Source organism: Fervidobacterium changbaicum (assembly GCF_004117075.1).
Classification (GTDB): Bacteria; Thermotogota; Thermotogae; order Thermotogales; family Fervidobacteriaceae; genus Fervidobacterium; species Fervidobacterium islandicum.
Window position 1 is genome coordinate 1,370,432 of the sequence record NZ_CP026721.1, and the last position, 23,581, is coordinate 1,394,012.

19 protein-coding genes, 2 tRNA genes and 1 pseudogene are annotated in these 23,581 nt (G+C 40.2%); 10 read left to right on the plus strand and 12 right to left on the minus strand.

The features are described 5' to 3' along the window. Nucleotides 1-14: 14 nt before the first annotated feature. The 4 genes from phoU to CBS1_RS06420 all read left to right on the plus strand — a co-directional run bounded on the left by phoU (nt 15) and on the right by CBS1_RS06420 (nt 4,068). Nucleotides 15-662 carry a phosphate signaling complex protein PhoU gene (phoU, locus tag CBS1_RS06405; protein WP_090221765.1) on the plus strand — a complete coding sequence of 216 codons (648 nt, stop codon included), beginning with the start codon at nt 15-17 and terminating at the stop codon, nt 660-662. Next, nucleotides 659-1,381: a response regulator transcription factor gene (locus tag CBS1_RS06410; protein WP_033192292.1), complete on the plus strand. Its 723-nt coding sequence runs from the start codon at nt 659-661 to the stop codon at nt 1,379-1,381. Before phoU ends, CBS1_RS06410 begins: the two co-directional genes overlap by 4 nt. 22 nt (nt 1,382-1,403) lie before the next feature. Next, nucleotides 1,404-2,360 carry a sensor histidine kinase gene (locus CBS1_RS06415; RefSeq protein ID WP_241685491.1) on the plus strand — a complete coding sequence of 319 codons (957 nt, stop codon included), beginning with the start codon at nt 1,404-1,406 and terminating at the stop codon, nt 2,358-2,360. 76 nt (nt 2,361-2,436) lie between these two features. Then, nucleotides 2,437-4,068 (plus strand): methyl-accepting chemotaxis protein, encoded by a 1,632-nt coding sequence (locus CBS1_RS06420; RefSeq protein ID WP_062946243.1) that lies wholly within the window; start codon nt 2,437-2,439, stop codon nt 4,066-4,068. A gap of 91 nt (nt 4,069-4,159) precedes the next feature. On the opposite strand, the gene infB is transcribed toward CBS1_RS06420, so the two are convergent. The 3 genes from infB to CBS1_RS06435 are packed head-to-tail and all read right to left on the minus strand — an operon-like array spanning nt 4,160 to nt 7,785. Continuing rightward, complete coding sequence (gene infB / locus CBS1_RS06425) at nt 4,160-6,220, minus strand: translation initiation factor IF-2 (RefSeq protein WP_090221766.1); 2,061 nt, start codon at nt 6,218-6,220, stop codon at nt 4,160-4,162. Nucleotides 6,221-6,241: 21 nt separating this feature from the next. After that, nucleotides 6,242-7,243: an NAD-dependent epimerase/dehydratase family protein gene (locus CBS1_RS06430; protein WP_090221768.1), complete on the minus strand. Its 1,002-nt coding sequence runs from the start codon at nt 7,241-7,243 to the stop codon at nt 6,242-6,244. Between the two features lie 20 nt (nt 7,244-7,263). After that, complete coding sequence (locus tag CBS1_RS06435; protein ID WP_052107238.1) at nt 7,264-7,785, minus strand: MarR family transcriptional regulator; 522 nt, start codon at nt 7,783-7,785, stop codon at nt 7,264-7,266. 317 nt (nt 7,786-8,102) lie between these two features. Between CBS1_RS06435 and CBS1_RS06440 the strand changes: the two genes are divergently transcribed. Together CBS1_RS06440 and CBS1_RS06445 are read left to right on the plus strand one after the other, a co-directional pair. Beyond that, nucleotides 8,103-9,734: a phosphoenolpyruvate carboxykinase (ATP) gene (locus tag CBS1_RS06440; RefSeq protein ID WP_033192296.1), complete on the plus strand. Its 1,632-nt coding sequence runs from the start codon at nt 8,103-8,105 to the stop codon at nt 9,732-9,734. 183 nt (nt 9,735-9,917) lie between these two features. Continuing rightward, entirely contained in the window at nt 9,918-10,556 is a 639-nt protein-coding gene (locus CBS1_RS06445; RefSeq protein WP_033192297.1) for a peroxiredoxin, read from the plus strand. Nucleotides 10,557-10,629: 73 nt separating this feature from the next. Here the strand turns inward: CBS1_RS06445 and CBS1_RS06450 are convergent, their stop codons facing one another. The 9 genes from CBS1_RS06450 to CBS1_RS06490 all read right to left on the minus strand — a co-directional run bounded on the left by CBS1_RS06450 (nt 10,630) and on the right by CBS1_RS06490 (nt 18,988). Next, nucleotides 10,630-13,116 (minus strand): glycogen/starch/alpha-glucan phosphorylase, encoded by a 2,487-nt coding sequence (locus tag CBS1_RS06450; RefSeq protein ID WP_241685492.1) that lies wholly within the window; start codon nt 13,114-13,116, stop codon nt 10,630-10,632. Between the two features lie 233 nt (nt 13,117-13,349). After that, on the minus strand, nt 13,350-13,859 hold the full coding sequence (locus CBS1_RS06455) for a hypothetical protein (RefSeq protein WP_033192298.1): 510 nt from the start codon (nt 13,857-13,859) through the stop codon (nt 13,350-13,352). A gap of 18 nt (nt 13,860-13,877) precedes the next feature. Beyond that, nucleotides 13,878-14,438, minus strand: coding sequence for a metal-dependent hydrolase (locus CBS1_RS06460; RefSeq protein WP_033192299.1), 561 nt, complete (start codon nt 14,436-14,438; stop codon nt 13,878-13,880). A gap of 20 nt (nt 14,439-14,458) precedes the next feature. Then, on the minus strand, nt 14,459-15,400 hold the full coding sequence (locus tag CBS1_RS06465; protein ID WP_033192300.1) for a M48 family metallopeptidase: 942 nt from the start codon (nt 15,398-15,400) through the stop codon (nt 14,459-14,461). A 16-nt stretch (nt 15,401-15,416) separates the two neighbouring features. Then, nucleotides 15,417-16,367 (minus strand): D-alanine--D-alanine ligase, encoded by a 951-nt coding sequence (locus CBS1_RS06470; protein WP_033192301.1) that lies wholly within the window; start codon nt 16,365-16,367, stop codon nt 15,417-15,419. A gap of 41 nt (nt 16,368-16,408) precedes the next feature. Then, nucleotides 16,409-17,410 carry a LacI family DNA-binding transcriptional regulator gene (locus CBS1_RS06475; RefSeq protein ID WP_033192302.1) on the minus strand — a complete coding sequence of 334 codons (1,002 nt, stop codon included), beginning with the start codon at nt 17,408-17,410 and terminating at the stop codon, nt 16,409-16,411. After that, a complete protein-coding gene (locus CBS1_RS06480) occupies nt 17,377-18,630 on the minus strand; it encodes a competence/damage-inducible protein A (protein WP_236938364.1) in 1,254 nt (417 codons plus the stop codon). Before CBS1_RS06480 ends, CBS1_RS06475 begins: the two co-directional genes overlap by 34 nt. Before the next feature lie 121 nt (nt 18,631-18,751). Beyond that, a tRNA-Arg gene (locus CBS1_RS06485) sits at nt 18,752-18,828 on the minus strand. A 70-nt stretch (nt 18,829-18,898) separates the two neighbouring features. Further along, a tRNA-Ser gene (locus CBS1_RS06490) sits at nt 18,899-18,988 on the minus strand. A 193-nt stretch (nt 18,989-19,181) separates the two neighbouring features. On the opposite strand from CBS1_RS06490, the gene CBS1_RS06495 reads away from it, so the two are divergent. The 4 genes and pseudogenes from CBS1_RS06495 (at nt 19,182) to CBS1_RS06510 (ending at nt 23,437) form a co-directional block, all read left to right on the plus strand. Further along, a complete protein-coding gene (locus CBS1_RS06495; RefSeq protein ID WP_090221770.1) occupies nt 19,182-19,901 on the plus strand; it encodes a hypothetical protein in 720 nt (239 codons plus the stop codon). Nucleotides 19,902-20,053: 152 nt separating this feature from the next. Next, on the plus strand, nt 20,054-21,079 hold the full coding sequence (locus tag CBS1_RS06500; RefSeq protein ID WP_407918640.1) for an ABC transporter permease: 1,026 nt from the start codon (nt 20,054-20,056) through the stop codon (nt 21,077-21,079). Between the two features lie 26 nt (nt 21,080-21,105). Next, nucleotides 21,106-21,789 carry a hypothetical protein gene (locus tag CBS1_RS06505; RefSeq protein ID WP_090221771.1) on the plus strand — a complete coding sequence of 228 codons (684 nt, stop codon included), beginning with the start codon at nt 21,106-21,108 and terminating at the stop codon, nt 21,787-21,789. A gap of 52 nt (nt 21,790-21,841) precedes the next feature. Further along, nucleotides 21,842-23,437: pseudogene (locus tag CBS1_RS06510) on the plus strand (CotH kinase family protein). Nucleotides 23,438-23,581: the final 144 nt, after the last annotated feature.

Sequence of the window (23,581 nt, forward strand, 5' to 3'; positions counted from 1 at the left end):
AAGGAGGAATACATATGACCGATGAAAGACACCATTTCGAGAAAGAGTTTTCAATGCTCAGGGCAGAGCTTTCAAAGATGGTTTCACTTGTAACTGACTCCATAGAAATGGCCTCCGTAGCTTTCGAAAACCTAGATCGGTCGATGTCTAAGAAGATTTTGGACCTTGATGATGAAATAGATAATATCAACAGAGAAATAGAAAATCTCGTCTTAGATATAATCGCAAGGTTCAATCCCCTTGGTAAAGATTTGAGATACACGATTGCAGCGATGAAGCTGGCCAACAACCTTGAGAGAATAGGCGACCACGCGTGCAACTTTGCTGAAAAGACGCTCTGGATTTCTGAGAATTTGCCTGAGTTTAAACCTTCGAACTTGGTTAAACAGATGTTCGGAGAGGTTATCAATATGCTCCAGAAAACCGTGCTGGCCTTTTCCAGAAGGGACATAGAGCTTGCCAAGGAAACGTGGAAAATGGATGACATCATCGATGATTTGGATAAAAAAGTTACCAACGACGTTGAAAGGTTTGAGCCCCATACGTTGGTTTTGAACGTGCTTTTTGCCAGGGATTTAGAACGTGTCGCCGACCATTTGACAAATATATGCGAAGAAATCGTGTTTATAGAAACCGGAAAGGAGCTTAAGAACCTGCTATGAGGGTGCTCGTTGTTGAGGATGAACGTCTACTTGCTGAAAATATAAGTAGGATGCTGAAAAATGAAGGATTTGAGGTAGAGGTCGCTTACAACATCGGTGAGATGTACAGAAAGGTTGAAAAGTTCAGTCCGGAATTGATAGTTCTGGACCTCATGTTGCCTGACGGAAACGCGTTGAACGAAATACAGGAGATAAAGGCCGAGCTCCCGGATGTCGGTATTATCGTTATATCCGCAAAGAACACTGATCTGGATAAGATAATAGGCATCGAACTCGGTGCCGACGACTATGTCGGCAAACCTTTCAACACGAGAGAACTCGTCGCACGAGTTAAGGCGTTTTTCAGAAGAACTAAAGGACTTAAAGAGGTTATACGCTACGGTAAGTTAGAGATATTTCCGGAAGATTACACTGTGTTCTACGATGGAAAAAAGATAGAACTGACATCGAAGGAATTTGAAATATTAAGACTACTTGCTCAGAGACCAGATAGAGTTTACTCCAGAGAGCAGATCCTTGAGGAGTTGTGGAAGGATGAGTTCGAAGTCTACGATAGGGTCATTGATGTGCATATAAACAGCTTGAGAAAAAAACTTGGTAAAAATTGGATCGTAACGGTTCGTGGAGTTGGATACAAATTCTCAAAGAAAGGGGATACCTCCGTTGAATCAGATGGAACCGAGAGAATCAACGAATCAAATGAATCAACAAGTCACTAAATCAGTGAGTTGTGAAACTACGTTGAAGCTTTTGGATCACGTACAAGAAGCGCTTCTTTTCTTAGATGGTTCGAAAATCGCGTACGCAAACAAAAAGGCAAAAGAGTTCTTTGGAGAGTGTGAAGGTTCTGATCTGTTCGAACTTCTCATTTTAGAAAAAGGAACTTTGCTTGTTGATAGTATTCATTCCGATAGTTTGCAAGGCAACTTGGAATTTGAGGATAAGGTGTTTTCAGGGAAAAAGGGTGGATGGATTCATTTCCACATCACTTACGTTAAGCAGCTTTCTGCTATAATCCTTCGAGATATAACTCAGGAAAGAATTCTTCAAGAAGCAAAAGATAACATGTCAGTTCTCGTTGCGCACGAGCTGAAAAATCCACTTAGTGTGCTGCTCAGCACTATATCTGAGATGATAGAAGACGAGGACGATGAAGAAAATCTAAGAAAACTGCTTACCGTGGAAAAGCAGGCACTCAGACTCAGAAGAATCGTAGAGCAGATTGAGTATATAACCATGGCGCAGTTGGGTTTGTACACGCCCAAACCAGTTTTTATTAATGTGAAAAGATTGCTTGATAGCGTTCTCGATGATATCATCGAACTTGCGCAAAAAAAGTCAATCACTATAGAAAAGCAAATTAGTATTGATAATATCGTAGCTGATGAGTTCATAATTAGAACCATACTGAGAAATCTTATTTCAAATGCCGTTAAATACTCATTCGAAAACTCAAGAGTTATTGTGAAGATTACGCAAGATTACATTTCAGTGCGTGATTTCGGTGTCGGTATCCCCGATGAGGATATTCCGAAAATTTTCAATAGATTTTACCGCACGTCTACAGCTGTCAAAATGGCTTCGGGCTCTGGCCTTGGGCTTGCTGTAGTGAAACATCTTGCGAACATTGCCGATTACAGAATAGAAGTTAAGTCTCAGCGCATGATAGGAACGGAGTTTATCGTTTATCTGAGATAGTATTTTCACAAAGAATGATTTTGACACTTGAAAAAAGCCAGATAATTCTGGCTTTTTTATTTCATTTTTAGGTTTCTTGCTCAGCTATTACGTCTCATATCATCTTGTAGAAAAACAACTTGGTGAAGACGGGATTACAACTCTGCGAGCAGTTAGCGTTGGTATAAGACCGTCTGATATGGAGCGTGTAGTTACAACGATGTCCGATGAAATACCTGAGTACGAAGAAATCCACTCCTATTTAAACAAAGTTAGGGTAAAAACAGGTTTGAAATACCTTTACACTTTTTTCTTTAATCCAGACGGTAGTATCACGTACTTAGTAGATGGCTATCCAAAGAATTCGGAATTTTTCTCAGAGATAGGTAGCAAAGATGATGAACCAGCCGTTTCTGAGAAGGATTTTGGAACAAGAGACTATGTGTTTACAAATATAGCTTACTACCAGCAGTGGGGATATCTGAAAAGTGTCTTTTATAGGCTTCGCAATTTCGCAGGAAAGACGGTCTATCTTGGAGCTGATTACGATGCCGATTTTATTAGAAAGCTCGCAATTTCTAATTCATTAAAAATCTCACTCATAATTACTGTATTCGAGGTCATCTTTGTTTTCTTCATAGTCTATATACTACGAAAAATTAAGTTAGTGTCAGAAGTATCGAAAACATTGTCCCAGGGAGATTTGACGAAAGCAGTTGCTGTCAAAGGGAAAAATGAGGTCTCAGAAATGCTAAAGTTATTTGAAGTTCTGCGAATGAGTTTGGTAAAACTGATCAGTGACGTAAAAAATAGCATAGAGCTGGCCGATTCGGAGATACGAGCAAATCAAAGTGTGATCGAAACCGTTTCACAAAATTTCCAAAGCAATATAGAAGAACTCAGGAATATTTTCCAAAATATATCCGCAGCGATAAACAATGTCACTGCCAGTACAGAAGAGATTGGTGCCTCCGCTTCTTCGATGATCGAAAGCATCCATAGATTCATTGGTGATTTGGAAAGTGCTGCAAAATCCTTAGAATTGATGGCAAGAAATGCTGTCAAATCGAAGGAAATGATGACCGAAAGTGTTTCCGCTCTTGAAAGCGCAAGAGCATCGAGCGAAGAGATTTCAAAACTGGTGCGTGAGATTTCTGGGAAGAATGTAAAGATAGATGATGTTTTGAAAGGTATAACGGGCATAGCAGAGCAGACTAACCTACTTGCACTAAATGCTGCGATAGAGGCAGCAAGGGCAGGTGAAGCAGGACGAGGCTTTGCGGTAGTTGCTGATGAGATAAGGAAACTCGCAGAGCAAAGTAAAGTGTTCGTAGAGCAAGCGAAAGGTATACTTGAGAGTATATTTGAGGATATAAGGAACATAAACTCGGATTATTCGGAAACACTCAAGAAAATAACTGATAGTGCAAACAAGATTACTTCTGCTTCAGAAAGCTATAATTTGATAATTGAAGAAGCGGAGAAAATTTCAACCGTACTCGACAACTTGACAGTTGAAGGACGCGGCCAGGGGGAGACTGTCGGAGAGATAGCTGATGCGATAAATGGATTGGTAACTTCTATAGAAGAGATCGCTAAACTGGTTCATACCTTTGAAGAATCGGTAGATTTTGTTAGAAGTTCATTTAAGAAGATAGAATTATCTTCTGTATCCGTTAGCGAAGCATTTACTAAAGTAAGAGAAGACATCGGAAAATTTAAAACTTAATTGTGCAAACCTCTTAGAGGAAAATGTGTGTATTTACTTAAAATTTAAATGTTAAAACGCCACCTTTCACAGGTGGCGTTCGATTTTTTGATTATTCTTGAGTCGAACTTTCGGAATCTTCAACGAGCGCAGTTAATTTCCTTGGGACTTTCTTTATGATGTAGAATTCCAGTTCGTCGCCTTCCTTTATATCGTCAAAGTTCTGGAATTTGATACCGCATTCTTGCGGTGCGCTGACTTTGCTAACATCTTGCTGGTAATGTTTCAAACTTTCTATCTTTCCTTCAAAAACAAGCGCACCATTTCTGTATATTCTCACAAAACCACTTTTTTCAACATATCCGTCGTAAACTTGAACACCTGCTACATTTCCGTACTTGTGGATCTTGAACACTTTCTTGATTTCCCCAGTTCCTGTTTTTTCTTCAACTTCCTCAGGCTCAAGCATACCTTCAAGTGCGGCTTTTAAGTCTTCGAGAAGTTTATAGATTATCGTGTATGTCTTTATCTGAACGCCTTCCGATTCGGCCAACTTCGAAGCTTGTGAATCAGCTTTCACTCTAAAACCAAGTATGATAGCTTCGGAGGCCGAGGCAAGCATGACGTCGCTTGTGTTTATGGCACCAACTGCAGCGTGGACGATGTCGATGTCGATTTCATTTGTCCTAAGCTTAGATATCGCGTTCTGCAGAGCCTGGAGTGAACCTACGGTATCAGCTTTCAATATGAGCCTTAATTCTTTCTTTTCGCCTTCCTGCATCTTTTTAAGGATCTCTTCGAGCTTTATTTGTCTCTTTTTTCTCAGTTCTCGTGCCTCAATTTCCCTGACCTTTTCAACGGTCTCTACGGCCTTTTCTTTTGATTCTACAACGTAAATGATGCTGTGCGGGTCTGGTAACTCTTCAAAGCCAACTATCATAACAGGAGTTGACGGTTCGGCACTGTTGATACGTTTTCCCTTGTCGTCTATGAGTGCCTTCACCTTTCCGTAAACTTTTCCAGCCACGACGTAGTCTCCAACCTTGAGTACACCATCTTTTACTATTGCGTTCGCAACAGGTCCGTAGCCTTTGTCGAGCCGAGTCTCTATCGTGACTGCCCTCACAGGCCATTCAGGTATGCACCTTATATCCTGCATCTCAGCAACTAGAAGAATCATTTCAAGCAAAGTATCGACGTTTGTACCATTCCTTGCAGATATGGGGACAACGATCGTATCGCCACCCCATTCTTCTGGGATGAGGTTCAGCTTTGTGACCAAATCTTGTTTTGTGAGTTCTATGTTCGCATTTGGTTTGTCTATCTTGTTGATGGCCACAATTATCGGCACATTAGCAGACTTTGCGTGGTTATAGGCCTCTATCGTCTGTGGCATAACACCGTCGTCTGCTGCAACTACGAGGACAACGATATCCGTTGCTTGTGCTCCCCTTGCACGCATTTCTGTGAAGACCTCGTGCCCAGGTGTGTCGATGAACGTGATCTTCTTTCCGTTGACGACAACTTGGTAGGCACCTATACTCTGGGTGATTCCACCCTCTTCTTTCTCTGCCACTCTTGTCTTTCTTATGTAATCCAAAAGCGTTGTCTTACCGTGGTCAACATGTCCCATTACTGTGACAACTGGTGGCCTTGGAACGAGCTTTTCTTTATCCTGATAGAGTATTTCAAATTGCCTCTTAAGCTCATCAAGAGGATTTTCTAACTTGACTTGTTCTTCTTTACCTTCCTCTTCTTCGAACGTGAGACGCACGTCATACATTTTTGCAATCTTCTTTGCAAGTGAAACGGAAATCTGTTGTCCGGGTCTGAGGACTTCACCTTTCATGAAGAAGTCTTGGATGATTCTATTCTGCGGAACCTTTATCTTTTCCGCAAATTTGTCAAGCTTTAAGTCTTCCTCGGTTATATGGACGGGAGGCTTTTTAGCCTCTACTTTTTCCTTCGTGGGTTCCTTTGATTTGGTTAACGTCACATCTTCCTCCTCGTCGAGTGTTTCTTTGTATATCTCGAGGAGGATATTCACTGTTTCTTCATCTATATAACTCATGTGGCTCTTCACTTCAATGCCGAGCTCTTCCAATTCATGGAGTAATTCTTTTGTATCCATATCCAGCTGTTTTGCGAGTTCGTAAACCCTTAATCGTGCCAAAAAATCCACCTCCCGTATAGCTCAAACTATATTATAACACATATTCTTTGGATTGTTCAATTCGTTCAACCAATTGAAAAAATCGTGTATTGAATCTTCAACTTTTCTAAGTCTATATGGAATTGTGGATGAAATTTTCGCTTTTGAGAACGTGTAATTCAAGCGTAACGTGTGGAGTGCATAGGGCACGAATTCCGTTGGGATGGAGAAAAGTACATTAGCAATTAGGGAAAGTGTACTGAGGATATCCCCGGAAGTATCGTCCAACACTTTAAATGTCTCAAGACCACACAATTTTGGCAGCTGCACAAAATCGATATCGTTTCCTGAAACTATGAAACGTTGCTTTGAAACTTTACAGTTGCTATAAGACTTTAGTAGTTCATACAACTTGACAATTGCTTCAGCCAAATCCCGAACATCAACGAAATCAAATTTTCCATTTATCGTATAGCGCAGCTTTCCAGTTTTGTACTTTATCAGAACTCGAGAAAAGTGGGAGAACTTATAATCGTACGGTCCAAATATCCCCGTGGGGAAGACAATAAACCCATCAAGGCCTTCGCTGAACGCCTTCTCAACCTCTTTAGTTGCAATCGCTTTTGATTTTGCGTAATCCCCAACGACAAGATTTTCATCGACAGGTGTTTCTTCAGTGATCATACTTCCTTTCTCAACTTCTGCGAATGCGTGGACACTGCTGATGTATATCAGCGGTACTTTCTTTTTCTTTGCAAGCGTAATAACATTCCTCGTGCCTTCCACGTTTACCGAATAGACAATTTTTTTCCTAGAGGGTGTTATTGATATCACGGAAGCAAGGTGGAAAATTGCTTCAATGCCATTCAGAGCACTTGAAAAATCAGCACGAACGTCTGAGTAGAAAACCTCAACCGGAACAAGCTGCAATGGAAGAAGGCTATCACTCGGATGGACGAGAATCCTTACCTTTTCACCTTTCCCTATGAACTTCTTAACCAAGACATTTCCAAGGTGTCCTGTTGCACCTGTTATTAAGAGCATAATTAATCCCTCCTATGCATTTAATCGTTGTTATTAGCTTTGCTTTTGAATTCGGTTATCATTCTTGAAAACCTAACCATTGTTTCAAAACCAATCTGTAGTTTCATTATCTCCTCTTTAGGAAGTGATACTAAGAGCTGCTCAAAGATACGACCAAAAGCCTCAAGCAGTTTATTGTAAACATTCTTGCCTTCTTGCGACAGGACAATGTGAAAGTGCCTTCTGTCTTCTTGCGATTGAACGGTTTTAATAAGTCCCTTTTTTAGAAGTGATTTGGTTGCTATACTAACCGCGGCTTTCGAAATATTCAGTTGTTTTGCCAAAATCCCATTTGAAACCTTGTCAGAAACTGCGGAGAACAAGAAAACATATAGCTCCGTTGTACTCATATCTTCCAATTCCGGGATTTCCGGAATAAGAGCGACCATTCCGGTTACTATCTCGACAACACTTTTTAAGATATCCTCAGTGCTAATATTCAAATTGCCAAGATCGTTTTTACTTGACCCAGACATGCTATAAGAGTAATCTGCACACACCATCTCACAGCACCCCCTTGTCTTTGCCTTCTATATATTTAGACTGTTAATTTTTTAAATCGTTTAGCTATTTAACTAATTTTTTTGACAACTTTCCGAACAAATATACACCTGATAAGTTCATCCTTTCGATGAAAATGTTTGACGATTTAATTTAAATGGCTTAAATGTGTGTATGCTCGTTTTATCTTGCTGATTTTCGAGTATGCGATGTTTATAGTTTCAACAAAACAGTACTAAAATTTATATGCGGTGTTAGAAAATTTTTTAATAGAGTTAATTCACATGTCTTTGTAGATCTCAGAGGGGAGGGTTTTTCGGTGGCGACCAAGGGACGATGGCAGTGGGCAGAGGTAAACAAGTCAAATTTTTCTAAGATTAGAACAACGATTGAGGCAGCTTTCTATGGGAATAATGTTGAGCTTCTTACGTCAAGAAGAGAAGCTTACAAAAAGGCTATGAAATCGCCTGGAACGATAGTCACAGACCTGCCTGTTTACAAACCAGAACTGTTGAATTTGGATGAAGGAACGCGCATTCTTCTTTTCAACGATGGTGCAACGGTTGGAAGGTTCGCAGGGGCAAGGAAGATTATAGGTATGCCAGGTGTTAATGAAGATGTACTTGCAGAAGTGCTTAGGGAGGCTGTCTATGGAACTAGGTATAGAAAGATGTACCATGCCATTAGCTATACGGGGTTGCACGAAGACTTCATTGTGAAAAACCACATACTTATTCCGGAAGGTTTCGAGAACACTGTTTATAATTGGTTGCTGAATTTCCAGGACTTAACACCAGAATACGCTGCGATGTACGAAAGGTCTAAGCTGATTAAAGAACCTGACATTTATATCTTCGCGGATCCTGATTGGTCTCATCCCGATTTTCCTGGTGGACTTGCGCTCTTTGATCCTAACAACAACTGCGCTGCCCTTTTAGGTTTAAGGTATTTCGGGGAGTTTAAAAAGGGCACTCTCACACTTGGCTGGTCTGTTGGGAATAGACAAGGGTACGTGGCTTGCCACGGTGGTTTGAAGAAGTACGAATTCGATAACAGCAAGTATGTTGCCGCGTTCTTCGGGTTATCCGGTTCAGGGAAATCCACGCTGACACATGCAAAGCACAACGGGAAATACAAGATCACGATTGTTCACGATGACGCGTTGGTTATAAACCTACAAGACCTTTCATCCATAGCGCTTGAGCCTTCGTACTTTGATAAAACCTCCGACTATCCATTGACAAGTGATGATAACAAATACCTTCTAACCATTCAAAACTGTGGCGCCACAATCGACGAACTAGGAAGGGTCGTTCCCGTTATGGAGGATATCAGGAATGGTAACGGAAGAGCAATAAAATCAAAACTTTGGTCACCAAACAGGGTTGACAAGATTCAAGAGCCTGTTAATGCGATATTTTGGATAATGAAAGACCCTGTATTGCCACCGATTGTCAAAATAGAAGACCCTGTGCTTGCTTCCACGATGGGAGCCACGCTTGCAACGAAACGAACATCCGCAGAAAAACTACTTCCAGGAGTCGATCCTGAAGCGCTGGTTTTCGAACCATACGCCAACCCATTTAGAACTTATCCGCTCTCGGAAGACTACCAAAAGTTCAAAGCACTGTTTGAAAAAGGTGTGGAGTGCTACATAATCAACACAGGATTCTATTTAAATAAGAAGGTTCCAAAGGAACTCACCTTGGAAATTCTCGAGCACATTGTTGAACGAAAAGCGAATTTTGTTGAATGGTTTGGTGGGCTAAAGATAATGGAAATTTCAGGTTTTGAGGTGAGAACCTCTGATTACGAATACAGGGAGCTACTTAAGATTTCGCTCGAAAAAAGGCTAGATTTCCTAAAATCGAAAGATATAGAAAGCCAGGGATACGACAGGTTACCCGAAGAATGCAAACGTTCTATTCTGGATTTGATATCTCATCTGTGACATAATTTAAAATAATCTCAGTCGCCATAATATTGTATTTACAAAAAAGAAACATTAAAGACGTTGAAATTATTTAGACAAGGTATAAAATAAGAATCGATATAAGAACATAGGTAGGTCAAGGGCCCTTGAAAGAGGGCCAACAAAAAGCGAAAAAGCAAAAGTGAAAGAGGAGGTGTTGTTATGGGTTTACCACTCATAGGTGATAAGGTTCCTGAATTTACGGCAAAGACAACGCACGGTGTTATTAACTTCCCGAAAGACTACGAAGGCAAATGGGTTGTGCTCTTCAGCCATCCAGCAGACTTTACGCCGGTTTGTACAACGGAATTTGTTGCATTTCAGAAAAGGTACGACGAGTTCAAAGCACTCAACACAGAACTTATTGGGCTGAGCATCGACCAGGTTTTCTCACACATCAAGTGGGTCGAATGGATCAAGGAAAAGCTCGGAATCGAGATTAAATTCCCAGTTATTGCTGATGACAGAGGTCAGATTTCCGAACTCTTTGGAATGATACATCCGGGTAAGGGGACAAACACAGTTAGAGCGGTCTTTATTATCGATCCGAAAGGAATTCTCAGAGCCGTATTGTACTATCCACAGGAACTTGGAAGAAACATGGATGAGATTCTCAGAATGGTGAAAGGATTGCAGGTTAGCGACGCAAACGGTGTTGCAATACCAGCGAACTGGCCAAATAACGAATTAGTTGGCGATGAAGTAATCGTTCCACCAGCATCAGATTGTGCGACCGCTGCAAAAAGGCTCCAAGAATACGAATGTTACGACTGGTGGTTCTGCCACAAGAAACTGAAGTAAGCTCAAGTAATCTACTGAATAAGAAATGCGGGGATTTCGGTCCCCGCGTTTTTATTTTTTATAACTCATGAACTTATACTCTTTGTGTTTTCCAGATATCCCTAACGTATTCTTCAATCGTCCTGTCGCTTGAGAACTTTCCACTTCTTGCGATGTTTAGCAGTGATTTTTTGTTCCATTCCACTTTGTTCAAGAAAAGTTCTTCAACTTTTTTGTGTGTTTGTTCGTATGCTTCGAAATCAGCTAAAACAAAGTATTGATCTGGCATTGGCGCGTATTTACCATATAGCAGGTTTTCGTATATGTCTACGAAAAGTTCAGGGTTGTCTTTGTTGAAGTAGCCGTTTTTAAGCATATCGAGTACTTCGCGTATCTTCTCGTTTTCTAAGTAGATCCCGAATGGGTTGTATATTCCTTTCTTTCTTGCTTCTTCTATCTCTTCTGCTTTCAAACCGAATATAAAGATGTTTTCTTCTCCAACCTCTTCAAGCATTTCAACGTTTGCACCATCGAGTGTTCCAACTGTTAATGCCCCGTTTATCATGAATTTCATGTTTCCTGTTCCTGATGCCTCAAAGCCAGCTGTTGAGATTTGCTCACTCACATTAGCAGCTGGAATTATTATTTGCGCTGCCGATACGTTGTAGTTTGGGATAAATACCACTCGTAGCTCTTTGCTAACTACTGGATCATTGTTTACAACGTCTGCAACACTGTTGATTAGCTTGATTATCAGTTTTGCCATCTTGTACCCAGGTGCCGCTTTTCCAGCGAAAATGAACGTTCTTGGGACTTTCAGATGTTTACCTTCTTTGATTTCGTTGTAAAGGTGTATGACGTGCAAGATGTTGAGAAGTTGCCTTTTGTATTCATGAATTCTTTTAACTTGGATATCGAAAATGGATGCCGGGTCTAAGTTCACGTTGATTTTTTCTTTCACATACCTTGCAAGCCTTTCTTTGTTCCACATCTTTGCTTGATCGAGTTTTTCCAAAAATTCGGAATCGTCAAGGAAAACTTCCAGTTTTCTAAGTTCGTATAGGTCTACGATCCACTTATCTCCTATCGATTCTGTAATTAGTTTTGCAAGAGGTGGGTTACATTCGAGTAGCCATCTTCTTTGCGTTACACCATTTGTTTTGTTATTGAACTTCTCTGGGTACATCTCATAAAAGTCTCTCAGTACCGTTTTTTTCAGTATTTCGGTGTGCAGTTCAGAAACACCGTTAATTGAGAACGAGGCAATTGAGCAAAGGTTTGCCATTCTGACCTTCTTTACGTGGCCTTCTTCAAAAACCGACATATTGATGATTTTATGCAAATCTCCATTGAACTTTTCAGCAACTTCTTTCAAAAACCTCGCGTTTATTTCCTCTATGATTTGATAGTGCCTTGGCAACATGTTTTGAAGTAACGGAGCTTCCCATTTTTCCAGTGCTTCTGGCATGACCGTATGGTTTGTGTAGGCGATCGTGTTTTTGACTATCTCCCATGCTTCTTCCCAACCATATCCTTCTTCATCAAGGAGTATACGCATCAGCTCTGGTATAGCGAGCGTTGGGTGTGTGTCGTTGAGTTGGATAACTTCTGCTCGCGCAAGACTTCTCAAATCATTTCCAAACCTTTTCTTGTGCCTTCTGATAATATCTTGTAGGGCGGCACTTACGAAGAAATACTCTTGTTTAAGTCTTAGTTCTCTTCCTTGGAAGAACGCATCGTTTGGATACAGTACTTTTGATAGCGTTTCAGCAAGGTTTTTCTCCTGAACCGCCTTTTCGTAGTTGCCTTTTTCAAACTCCGTGAAGTTGAATTCATTAATTGCCTTTGGCTGCCACAGTCTGAGAACAGAAACGATATCGCTGTTGTAACCTGTTATGTATATATCGTACGGAACAGCCAAGACATCGTACGTGTCTACCCATCTGAATCTTAGATGTCCGTTCTCATCAACGTACGATTCACTTCTGCCGAAGAACCGAACTTTGACGGCCTCTTCAGGTTTTGGAAATTCCCATGGATAGCCGTTCTTTTGCCAGTCGTCAGGTAGTTCTTTCTGGTATCCGCTTTCGATCTCCTGTTTAAAAAGTCCATACTGGTACCTTATTGTGTAACCATAAGAGAGATAACCCAGCGTTGCTAAAGAATCAAGGAAACATGCTGCAAGTCTACCAAGCCCGCCATTACCTAGTGCGGCATCTTCCTCGAGTGGGGCTATTTCATCGAGCGAAAGACCGTGAAATTCAAGCAGCTTTTTTACTTCGTCTTCGACTTGTAAGTTTAGGATGTTGTTGTAAAGAAGCCTTCCTATAAGAAATTCCATAGAAAGGTAGTTCACAATGCGCAGGTCTTTTCTTTTAAAAATTATATCCTCTGTATTCAGCCACTTTTCTACTACCAAATCCCTGATTGAATAGGACAGCGCAAAAAATTTTTGTAGAACTGTAGAATATTCGTTGCGCTCTGCAAGTGTATGATTCAAATGATATTCAAACTGTTTCGGAATTTTCACATCGATCGCATTTAAAGAATTCATAGCTTTTGACCTCACCGCCTTCGGCACAGTTTCGCACCCCTTTTTCAAAGGTTCTTTGTTCTTTGATGCTCTTTCGCTGTTAATTTTGTCCAATTGTTTGAACCGGTTCCAATATATGGGATAAAAAACAAAAATTCCAGGATAAAGTTTACACCAAAAACCAAAAAAAGTCAAATTGTATCTATTTCAGAGTAAATAGAAATGTTGTACTTTAAATTGTGACTTGTTGGTTGCTTTTTCTCACAGTTTTGCCCGATAAATCACAAGAAGTAGTCTGTCAGTTCTGGATGGACCTCCACATCGTATTCTTCAGGTCTAAACTCATCGTCGAAATATACTTCAAATAGTCTTTTGAGCGCAGCTTCTACGAGTTGATTAAGTGTAAAATCCTTTGTGAGCTCGCTGTTCACAAGTGCGTAGACTTTGTATTGGTCAAGGATAACGGCAACCACGGGTTTCGACTCGTCGATTTCGATTATTTCGGTATCGACCACGTGGAAGATCTTGTCGATAACGATTGCCGATTGGTCGTCTTTTTCCATAAGCCATTCGATAGGGTTATCTGACGTAAGAAAACCTGTGAGTTTTATCGTTGGGATGGATTCAATCGGTGCGTAAAATTCTATTCGGAAATTGCCGTAGTACTTACCGTTCACAGGTTTCAACTCGATTTTTGTTTCGGACTTTGTTATCTGGTTGAGTAATTTACTGAGGTTGCTTTTCTCATTTTTGTGTACGTACGTAACATTCACACCGTCTAAGAATTTCATTTTCTCTTTCCTCCTTTTTTAGTACAGTTTGAAAATCTTTGCTGGGTTGCCTATGTAATCGGCTATCATGTGGACCATAACTCCTGAAAATGCGCTGATACCGAAGAATATAGCTGAGCTGCTTTTCGGTGATGCGAAAAGGTACACAAGAAAACCATAGATTGCTGCAAATGTAACTGAGTGTGCAAAACCCCTGTGCGAAAATATTGGTAATGAGAGAAATAGGTTAATAAGCCCAAGGCCTATGAGCATGGATATTGCAACAGAAAATGCTAATACAATTTCTTTCGGAACTACTGACAATTGTTCAATTGCGCCTAATTTATCGTATATAAAAGCTGTGAAGACGTATATAGCAAAGGCCAAAGAAATTGATTTTGTGAAATTCCTAAGTGGTGCATTCGAACTATCCAAGTCCGGCAGATCGCTTCCCAAGATAAACACAGCGTAGCTGATAGCAATTTCAACAGGTGCTGGAGAAAATTCGTAGCCCAAAAGTTTTGCTACTATGCCGTAGATTAACAAAAAAATGGGGTAGGAAATCATACCTATCCTTAGGTGAGCTACTAAATTTGGCATTATCTCAAACCTCTCTTTCTTCAGATGTCTTGTAATTTCTTTATTCTCTCGTCAATTGAAGGATATGTGCCCGATATGAAATTCACCTTACCTTTTGCATCTGCACAGTGTGGATGAACGAAGAAGTGATACCTTATGAAAGAAAATTCTGTATCGAACTTCTGGCAGTTTTCTTTTGCTTTGGAAAGCAAGCTGATCACGGCATCTTTTCCAGCCAATTCTGAGGCAAAAAGGTCAGCATCGAATTCTTTTCTTACGCTTACAAAGACATTAGAGAGAAAACTTAGTGGTATAAAGAGAATAGAAAATCCTATTATTAAGGAATGTAAAAGCAAGCTATTTATAAATTCTTTTGTGCTAATTTTATTATCATTCCAATTCCTTTTCAGCTTTAATAACTTCTCGCGTGAAAGCTTATAGATAAGCATCGGACTTCCAAAAGTTCCACTGACCGTTGTTAGGTAATCCGTGTCTTTTTGGGTTATGTGGTACAACTCGTGAAGAAGTAATGCCTTCAATTCATCTATTTCAAGTTTCTCCAAAGCTCCTTTCGTGATGCACACCGTATGAGTGTGTTCTCCGCGCCCAACAGAAAGAGCATTTATACAGGAAGATTCTATTAGCATTAAATCAACGTCAGATTTCAAATTCAAAGACTCCTTTATCTCACTTAATATGTGCCCAGCGGTTTCAATTTCGATGTCTTGGGTTTTGTTGTTGTTTCTCAAGCTCATAAGCCTCACGATTATCTTTCCGACAACCGATAAGCCAAAGATCACTTGGAACAAGGAAAAGAGACCAAAAATGATAGTGAAAAGCACTATGGTCCCAAGTAAAGTGTCCAAAATAAGTCCGAGCAAGAGGCTCAACATTAAAAAAATTACCATCACGATGTACATTGAAATCTTGTTTGATAGCTTACGGTCAAATTTGGATTTTTTCACAATGAATGAATTGCGCATTTTTCCATCCCTTCTATTATTTTTTCCTTATCCAATGTTCGAAAGGTGGATTTTTGTATGCTTCATTGATGATAGTATTTACCAATTCTTCGAAACTCAGGCCATAGGCCTTTGCGGACATGGGTAAATCACTCAGTTCAGTCATGCCTGGTAAGGTGTTAACTTCTAGGAAATAAAATGTGCCGTTGCTGATGATACCATCAACCCTAGCAAAGTGTTTGCAACCGAGTTTATTGTAGATTCTCAGCGCGATATTCTCGACGGTTTTTGTCATTTCTTCACCGATTTGTGCGGGAATTACAAATTCCGTCATCCCATCTGTGTATTTGGCTTCGTAGTCGTAGAAAAGTTTTTTTGGGCGGAGTTCTAAAATTGGTAGGACGGACGGGACACCGTCGATATCTATTATTGAAACGGTGATTTCAGTACCTTTCACATATTCTTGAACTATCATTTCCTCGTAGTTTTGAAATTCACAATTCAAGTTACTCAATAGTTCTGCTTCTGAAAAGCATATATGAGTCCCTATGCTCGAACCTTCTTTCCTTGGCTTTATTACACATGGGAGTCCTATCTGTTGCTTTACCTTTTCAATTCCATGTTGGGTGAATTCTTGTCGAGTTAGCAGTAAAAACTTCGGCACGTGTGCTACATCTTGGACGTATAGATTGCAGATGTATTTATCAAATGCAATCATACTCGTTTCCATTCCAGAACCTGTGTAAGGTACCTCAAGCGCGTCGAGAATAGCCTGAAGGTGCCCATCCTCACCAAATGTGCCGTGCAAAATATTGAAAATAGCGTCGTAGTTCTTCAGTTGTTTTAGGTTTTCCATATACGCCAAAGTGAAATCTATCTCATCCACTTCATGTCCAAACTTTTTCAACGCTTGAGCTATTCTCTTTCCACTTCTGATAGAAATTTCCCGTTCCCTTGATATTCCACCAAGTAGCACTGCTATTTTCAATTTCTTTCAACCTCCAATTCTTGTTTTGTCCAAGAAATACTCTACGTAGCTCTTACTACAAGCTCGGGTTTTAAGATGTATTTCTTTGGTTTTTCTTTCAACTTTCCGGCAATGCGCTTTACAACAGTTTCTGCTGCCAATCGTCCCATTTCTGCGATTGGCTGTTTAACCGTGGTGATTTCGAGAATTTGAGCGATGGGTAGATCATCGAACCCGCACACCCGAACATCCTCGCCAACTTTTAATCCCATTGTTCTTGCGACTTCTATTATTGGAACGGCCAGATAGTCTGTTGTTGTAAAGATGGCACACCGCTTGAACCTGTAGAATATCCGGCGAGCAACTTCGAAAGTGCTTTCCCAGTCAAGTGGGACGTAGTAAACTTTGTCTATACTTCTACCCTTTTTTTCAAGCGATTCTTGGAAACCTTCGAGTCGCTCGTCGAAAACCGTGCTTTCGAGTTCATGACTTTTCCTGTGAGTTACCACAAAGATATCCATATCTAAGTCCGCAAAGTAATCTCCTGCTATAACGCCACCGTAATAATTGTCCACCATTATCGAATCGTAGTCTTCTGAATCTTGTTCGATGCAGACAACAGGAGTTTGAGGATTAATGATGTTACTTAACACTCTGTCAACGCTTACTGCATCAACTATCAGGCCATCAGTGGAGAGGATTATATCGGAAGATTTCTTCAACGCTTCGTACTTTTTTTCGTTGTAGAGTGGATACAAAAGCGAAGAGTAACCGTATTTGAAGAGCACTTCATCTATCGCAGACATCAGGATTTGATAAAAGTCTCCCTTCATTTCGGGAGTGATGACGGTTATAAGCTCACTTGAACCCGTGGATAATCGCCTTGCATGGGGATTAGGAACGTATCCTAAAGTCTTTATCGCTTCCAATACCCGCTGTCTTGTGAATTGGTCAACGTGTGGACTGTTGTTGAGAACTCTTGAAACAGTTCCAACACCAACTTTAGCATACTGAGCCACGTCTTTAATGGTTACTCTTTGGAAGTTTCTCTTTGTCTTAGCCATCTTAAAATCCCTCTCCTCGCTATATCAAATGCAAGAAGTGTACTCCTTTTTCTCACCATCTCTCGATTGCCTCTCAAATTGTGTGTTACCGTGTGTGTGAACGAATCAGACGAAAAAGCAAAACAAACGGTCCCCACAGGTTTTGCTTCAGAGCCGCCAGTAGGACCTGCTATGCCTGAAACCGCAACGGCAAAATCACTTTTAAGGATTCTTCTAACGTTCTCAGCCATGAACTTGACACACTCTTCACTAACAGCTCCATAAGTGCTAATTATGGTTTCTGGAACGTTTAAGAGGGATATTTTAACTTCATTCGAGTAGGCCACAACAGAACCGTTGTACACCTTTGAAACTCCCGGAATATCAACAAACTTTGAAGAAATCATACCACCAGTACAAGACTCGGCAAAAGAAATTGTCAAACCATTCTCACTTAAGAGCTTATACACAACATCCTCGATGTTATCGTCGTCAGTTGCATAGACGTTCTCGCCCAAGGCTTCTATCAGTTTGAGGGCGATTTTATCTATTTCTTCCTTCAAAGATTTACTTCCGGTAAGCCTGACCTCGACCCCTCTTTCATACGAAGCCATAGTTGCCACGGTAATATTTGGGTTGGAGTAGATTACATCCTTGAAATCATCCATCAATACAGCTTCGGGAATGCCTATCGTTTTTATTCTTCTTGTGTACAGCGCATCATCGGCTTTTAATTTCTCGGTGATGTTTTCAAAGATCGGTATCATTTCAGCGGGAGGACCGGGCAAGATAACAACAGCTTTTCCATCAAACTCAATCATTTGACCAGGAGCAGTTCCGACAGGATTATCCAGTACCTTCGCTCCTTCGATAACCATGGCTTGCTTTTTTACACTCTCTGGGGCTTTTCCGTAGTATTTTAAGGCCCGTTCTATCAGCTCTTGTGCTATATTTTCGTCCAAAATGAGCTTTCGTCCAAGTGCTTCTGCTAGCGCCTCTCTTGTCAAATCATCTTCTGTAGGTCCCAAACCGCCGGTTGTTATGAGTAAATCAACTTCAAGAAGGCCTGTTTTGAACCTTTCGACTAGAACATCGAATCTGTCTGGTAAGGTCTCTATGCGAATAACGTAATATCCTAGTTTTTTCAACTTTTCGCTTAAGTATTTTGAATTTGTATCTAAGATAAGCCCCTCAACAAGTTCGTTGCCTATCGAAAATATTATTGCGTTCTTCAGAACCATCCCCCTCTTTGAATCATTTTATGAAGAAATGACAAAGAACCATAAAGAATTATACCATAAAAAGAAAAAAGCTACACCACAGAAGGTGTAGCTTTTGGAATACCTTTGTATTTGCCATATTTGGCGTGCCCGGCGGGACTTGAACCCACAACCTCCAGATCCGCAGTCTGACGCTCTATCCAGTTGAGCTACGGGCACGTCTTATTTCTAAGCATTCAAAAATGGGTGATGAGATAAGTCAAGCTCATCACCCAAAACCTCCCGGTTTTGGCGGAGAGAGAGGGATTCGAACCCTCGGTGGAGAAACCTCCACACTTGCTTAGCAGGCAAGCGCCTTCGACCACTCGGCCATCTCTCCGCATAATCATCAGCGATCAATTACATCTTCAAAAATTAAGCGAACGTTAAAACTCTTTTTTCTGTCTTTGCGTTAAGATTGTACCATATACTCGAAAAATTTCAAGGGGGAAAGTACTCAGCGCAAATTATGATATAATTAAAAATTGGTGCATCCCAAGTTTTGCATTTTATTGGTACAGGAGGGAAAAAGTATGGGTATAAAGCACAACACTTTTTCAAAGCACATTCTTATGCTGGTTCTTATGACTTCCATTTTTCTATGTTCTATTTTTGTATTTTCGTACACGAATTCGTTTGCTGACTGGTACGGACTGGGTTACATTCAACCTTCTCCTATGGCACAGAAATTTATCAAAAATTCTGGACATGAATTGTCATTTTTTGATAGTGTCGCTGTTTTTTATTCATTCGAGTCGAATGCAAATCCAAGAAATCCTTCGTTGCTTTCCAACAGTTTTACATTAAAGAGCACGATTTTTAACTATCTTCCATTTTCAGAACTTAGGTACGGAGTTATCGGTGTAAGTTACGATATTAGTGCTAAGTTAATTGAAACGCTTATCGGCGGTATGAAAAAGGGTATTATATTTGGCTTTTCCGGAAAGATAGGAGCTGAACTGGAAACGGTGAGTTTGCTTGTTGGAAGCTCTTCAAACTTTGCCGATTTTACAACCAACGATTTCAAACATTATAATAGCGTATCAAACGTGAATTTGATAGGTTCCTTAGGACTTTTTGCCCAATTACCGATCGATTTGAGAAACTTTCCAGATATGCTTTTATTTGTTAGCTACAACATTGGCATTTCTTTGTTTGGACCTTTCACACCTGATCTCCAAAGAGTTGAAGGAGATTACGAAAGAACGTTCACAAATATTGAGCTAAGTTTTGCGTTACGCTATAAGTTTTAATTCTTTACCAAACGCTTTTGGAATCAGAGAACGTCTCTGAAAGGTGGCTGAAACTGATGTTGCTTAAATTGGAGTTTAAGAGAATCTTTTCCCGCCCCATGACTTATGTGGTGTTGTTAGCATTGCCGGTTCTTTTTGTCCTGCTCGGTAGTGTGTTTTTTAATTCGTTCGGTGCCAATAACTTGAAGATAGGGGTGTACAGCGAGGATAAATCTCCACTTTCGAAATTTACAGTCGGTGTAGTTATGTCCCTATTTCATGGGCAAACAATACAATACGTTGGTGCAGATTATGTAGAGAAATTAAAAAGTGGTGAACTTCATGCGGTTGTCATTATTCCAAGAGATTTTACCACATCTCTATTTTCGGCAAGACAAACACAAATCAAGTACGTTCCAAGTCCTGTAGACACACAACTGTCAGCGGCGGCGTACCTCGTTTTTAAGAAACTTTTTGAAGATTTAAGCGGAGGACCTTTCTTCAATCCGAAGGTATTGCAACAGATGTACACTTCTTCGAATGTACCTGCTCCAAGTCTTGTAACGGATAGGGAAGTGAACTTCAGCCAAGTATTTGCACCGAGTTTGATGCTTCTAATAACGATGTTTGCAGGCATGTTGTTAGGAGCAGGTAGTATTGTGAATGACAGAGAACGAGGGTTATTTATTTATTATTCCCTTGGTAAAGTCAAATCCATTAATTATTACTTTGCAAAGTTCACGACTACTTTCGTAATATCTTTTGTTGCCGGTCTAATTTCGTACGCGATGTTTTTTGCAAACGGTTTTTCTGTGAACTGGACTGTGGTCCTAATTATCATCCTGATAAACGCCCTTTTCCACACATCACTCGGAATCACAATATCGGTACTTTCTAAAAGCTCGATGACGTCAAATCTCATCTCAACGATCTTCAGTATTCTTCTGCTTTTTTCAAGTGGCTCTTTGACATCCGTCTCGTCTTTACCAGAGTTCGGTAAGAGGATTTTGAACGTGATTCCGATCTATAAATCTGTGTATCTACTTCGCATGGCACAGCTTTTCCCCGCAGACAATGATTTCACCGTATTACTAACCAAGAATGTGCTTTTCTCTATAACTGTTAGCTTTCTTTTTGCTATTGTCTCAATTTTGGGTATAATAAGAGAGTTCTTGCCAAAATCTGATTTGGCAAAGTGAGAAAATATGATTTTGGGGGGATTGGTTTGGAAGAGGTTGCAAAGTTAGTTATCGTTTTCCTACTGATCGGTTTAGTATTTATCATTTCAGTGTCTTCCAAAAGACAAATAAAATGGGATTGGCAATATTCTCAACAGCCAGCAGAATTTAGCGAAACCAGAGCTTCCACTGAGTCTCAAAACGTGGGGATGGAAACTTCCTCGGAGGTTCCACTTTCCACTTACCAAGAGAGTTCCGCACAAGAAACTTATACTCAAAGTGTTCCCAGAAGTGCAGAAGAGATAAAAACCACTACAACCGGAACGAAGGTACTTGAAACCGAAACCGAGGAAGCAACTGGCATATTGTTGGTACCTCTTGCAACGACAACACAATCTGATACCACTTCGTTAGAAAATTTGGGATTGACTGCTGAAGATATATACAATGAGCTTAAAGTCGTAGAACAAGCTGCTAGAAGTTATATAAGTGGTGGGTTTAAAATATCGACGTTAAACTCTGACTCAATTTATTCCAAAGGATACATGGAAAAACACTTGGCTGAAAGATACGAGGTGGGATACAAGGTTTCTGGCGAAGGGTACATGATATTCATTAAACCTAAGTACGAAATTCCTGCGGTTGTTTTAGAGGAGATCTCAAAGCAACCAAAAGTTCGGCTAGACGGAACAGCCGTTGTCTACGAGTTTTGGATAAGGGCATACAGATAAGCTCTTTTGATAGGTTCTGTGGTATCAAAAATCGTGCCCGGGGGGTGCTGATATGCCGGGTAAACTCAACATCTTTAGTTGTTTGATCGTTATACTTTTCTTTACCGCAGTAATTTCATCGGTGGGATATTCGCAACTCATAATTTCTCACGAGTCAGGATTTTACGATCATCCATTCACGTTAGAAATCAAATCTACGGTTGGTGGGCTAATTTATTATACTATTGACGGTAGCGAGCCTGTTTTGGGAAGAGAAGGGACATTTCGGTATAAAAATGGTATCCCCGTAACCGAAAGCTACTATAACACATTGATGTACATACCAACATCGCCACTTTGGCAAAAGCCACAAGGTGATTTCAAAAAGGCAACGGTTCTAAGGATTATCGAAGTTGTAGACGGAAAGGTCACAGATAGTGCAGTACGGAGTTATTTCGTCGGAATTCGTCATGATTTGCCGGTTGTATCGATAATCACAGAACCTTCGAACCTTTTTGATGAGGAAAAAGGAATTTATGTACCAGGGAAACTTTTTGATCCCACCAATCCGTATTGGACTGGAAACTATCATCAAAGAGGAAATGAATGGGAACGAGCAGCTGTTATGGAATATTTCGAAAACGGCAAACTCCTGTATCGAACTGACATAGGTTTGAGAATTCACGGTGAGTTTACTAGGAGCCTCCCGATAAAATCATTGAGACTATATGCAAGGAACAAGGAAGGGGAGTTCACTTATCCGTTTTTCGGGAGAGCTGGTTACAAGAAATTGGTCTTGAGGAATTCTGGCAACGATTGGGAAGACACCTATATCAGAGATTCGGCAGTTCAAGAGATCTTCAAAGGTCTGAAATTTGATACACAAGATAATTATCCTGTTGTACATTACATCAACGGAGAATACTAGGGCATAACGTATTTAATGGAATACTACGACCAAAGGTATTTGCAAGTTAAACACGGTGTGACTGAAAAAAACACAGTGATTATAAACGGTGATCTAAGTATCCAGGATGGAAAAGAAGGCAGCCAAGAAAGCTTTGTCAAACTTGCGGAGTTTGTTCGAGACAACGATCTCTCAAAACCTGAAAACTACGTTTTCATTTCTCAGGTTATTGATATTGATAGCTATATTGATTACTATATAGCCGAAATCATAGCAGGCAATATGGATTGGCCTGGTAATAACGAAAGGCTCTGGAGGGTATTAAAGCCTGAGAATAGGACTTTCGGTGATGGAAAGTGGAGATGGATGATGTACGATATGGACCTTTCCTTTTGGGAACCGTCGCACAACACATTAAAAGCTGCGATGTATGGTGACCCGAATGCACCACATATACTAACAGTCGGAGCAACTTCAACCATTCTTTTCAGAAAAATACTTGAAAACGAGGAATTTAAAAAGAAATTCCTCGAGCGGTTTGATTATATAATCAATGTAGTGTTTAATAAGAATAGGGTGATTAATATTATAGACGAACATGCAAAGAGAATAAGCACAGAGATAGCTTTTCATTCCAAACGTTGGGGAAAACCAGAAACGGATACATGGGAAGAATCTGTGGAGTGGATGAAAGAATTTGCGAAAGAGCGCAGAGGCTACCTTATGAAATACTTGAACGAAATCTTCGAAACTGATCAGTAAAACAGGAATTTATTGATTCATGTTTCGAAGGTCACTAGTTTAGACATTTAAGAAAAGAAAATAAAAAATTAAACAAACACAAGTATAAATTAGAAAAGCCACCTTTTGTAAAGAATTTGTGAAAGGTGGCTTTTTTCTACTTAT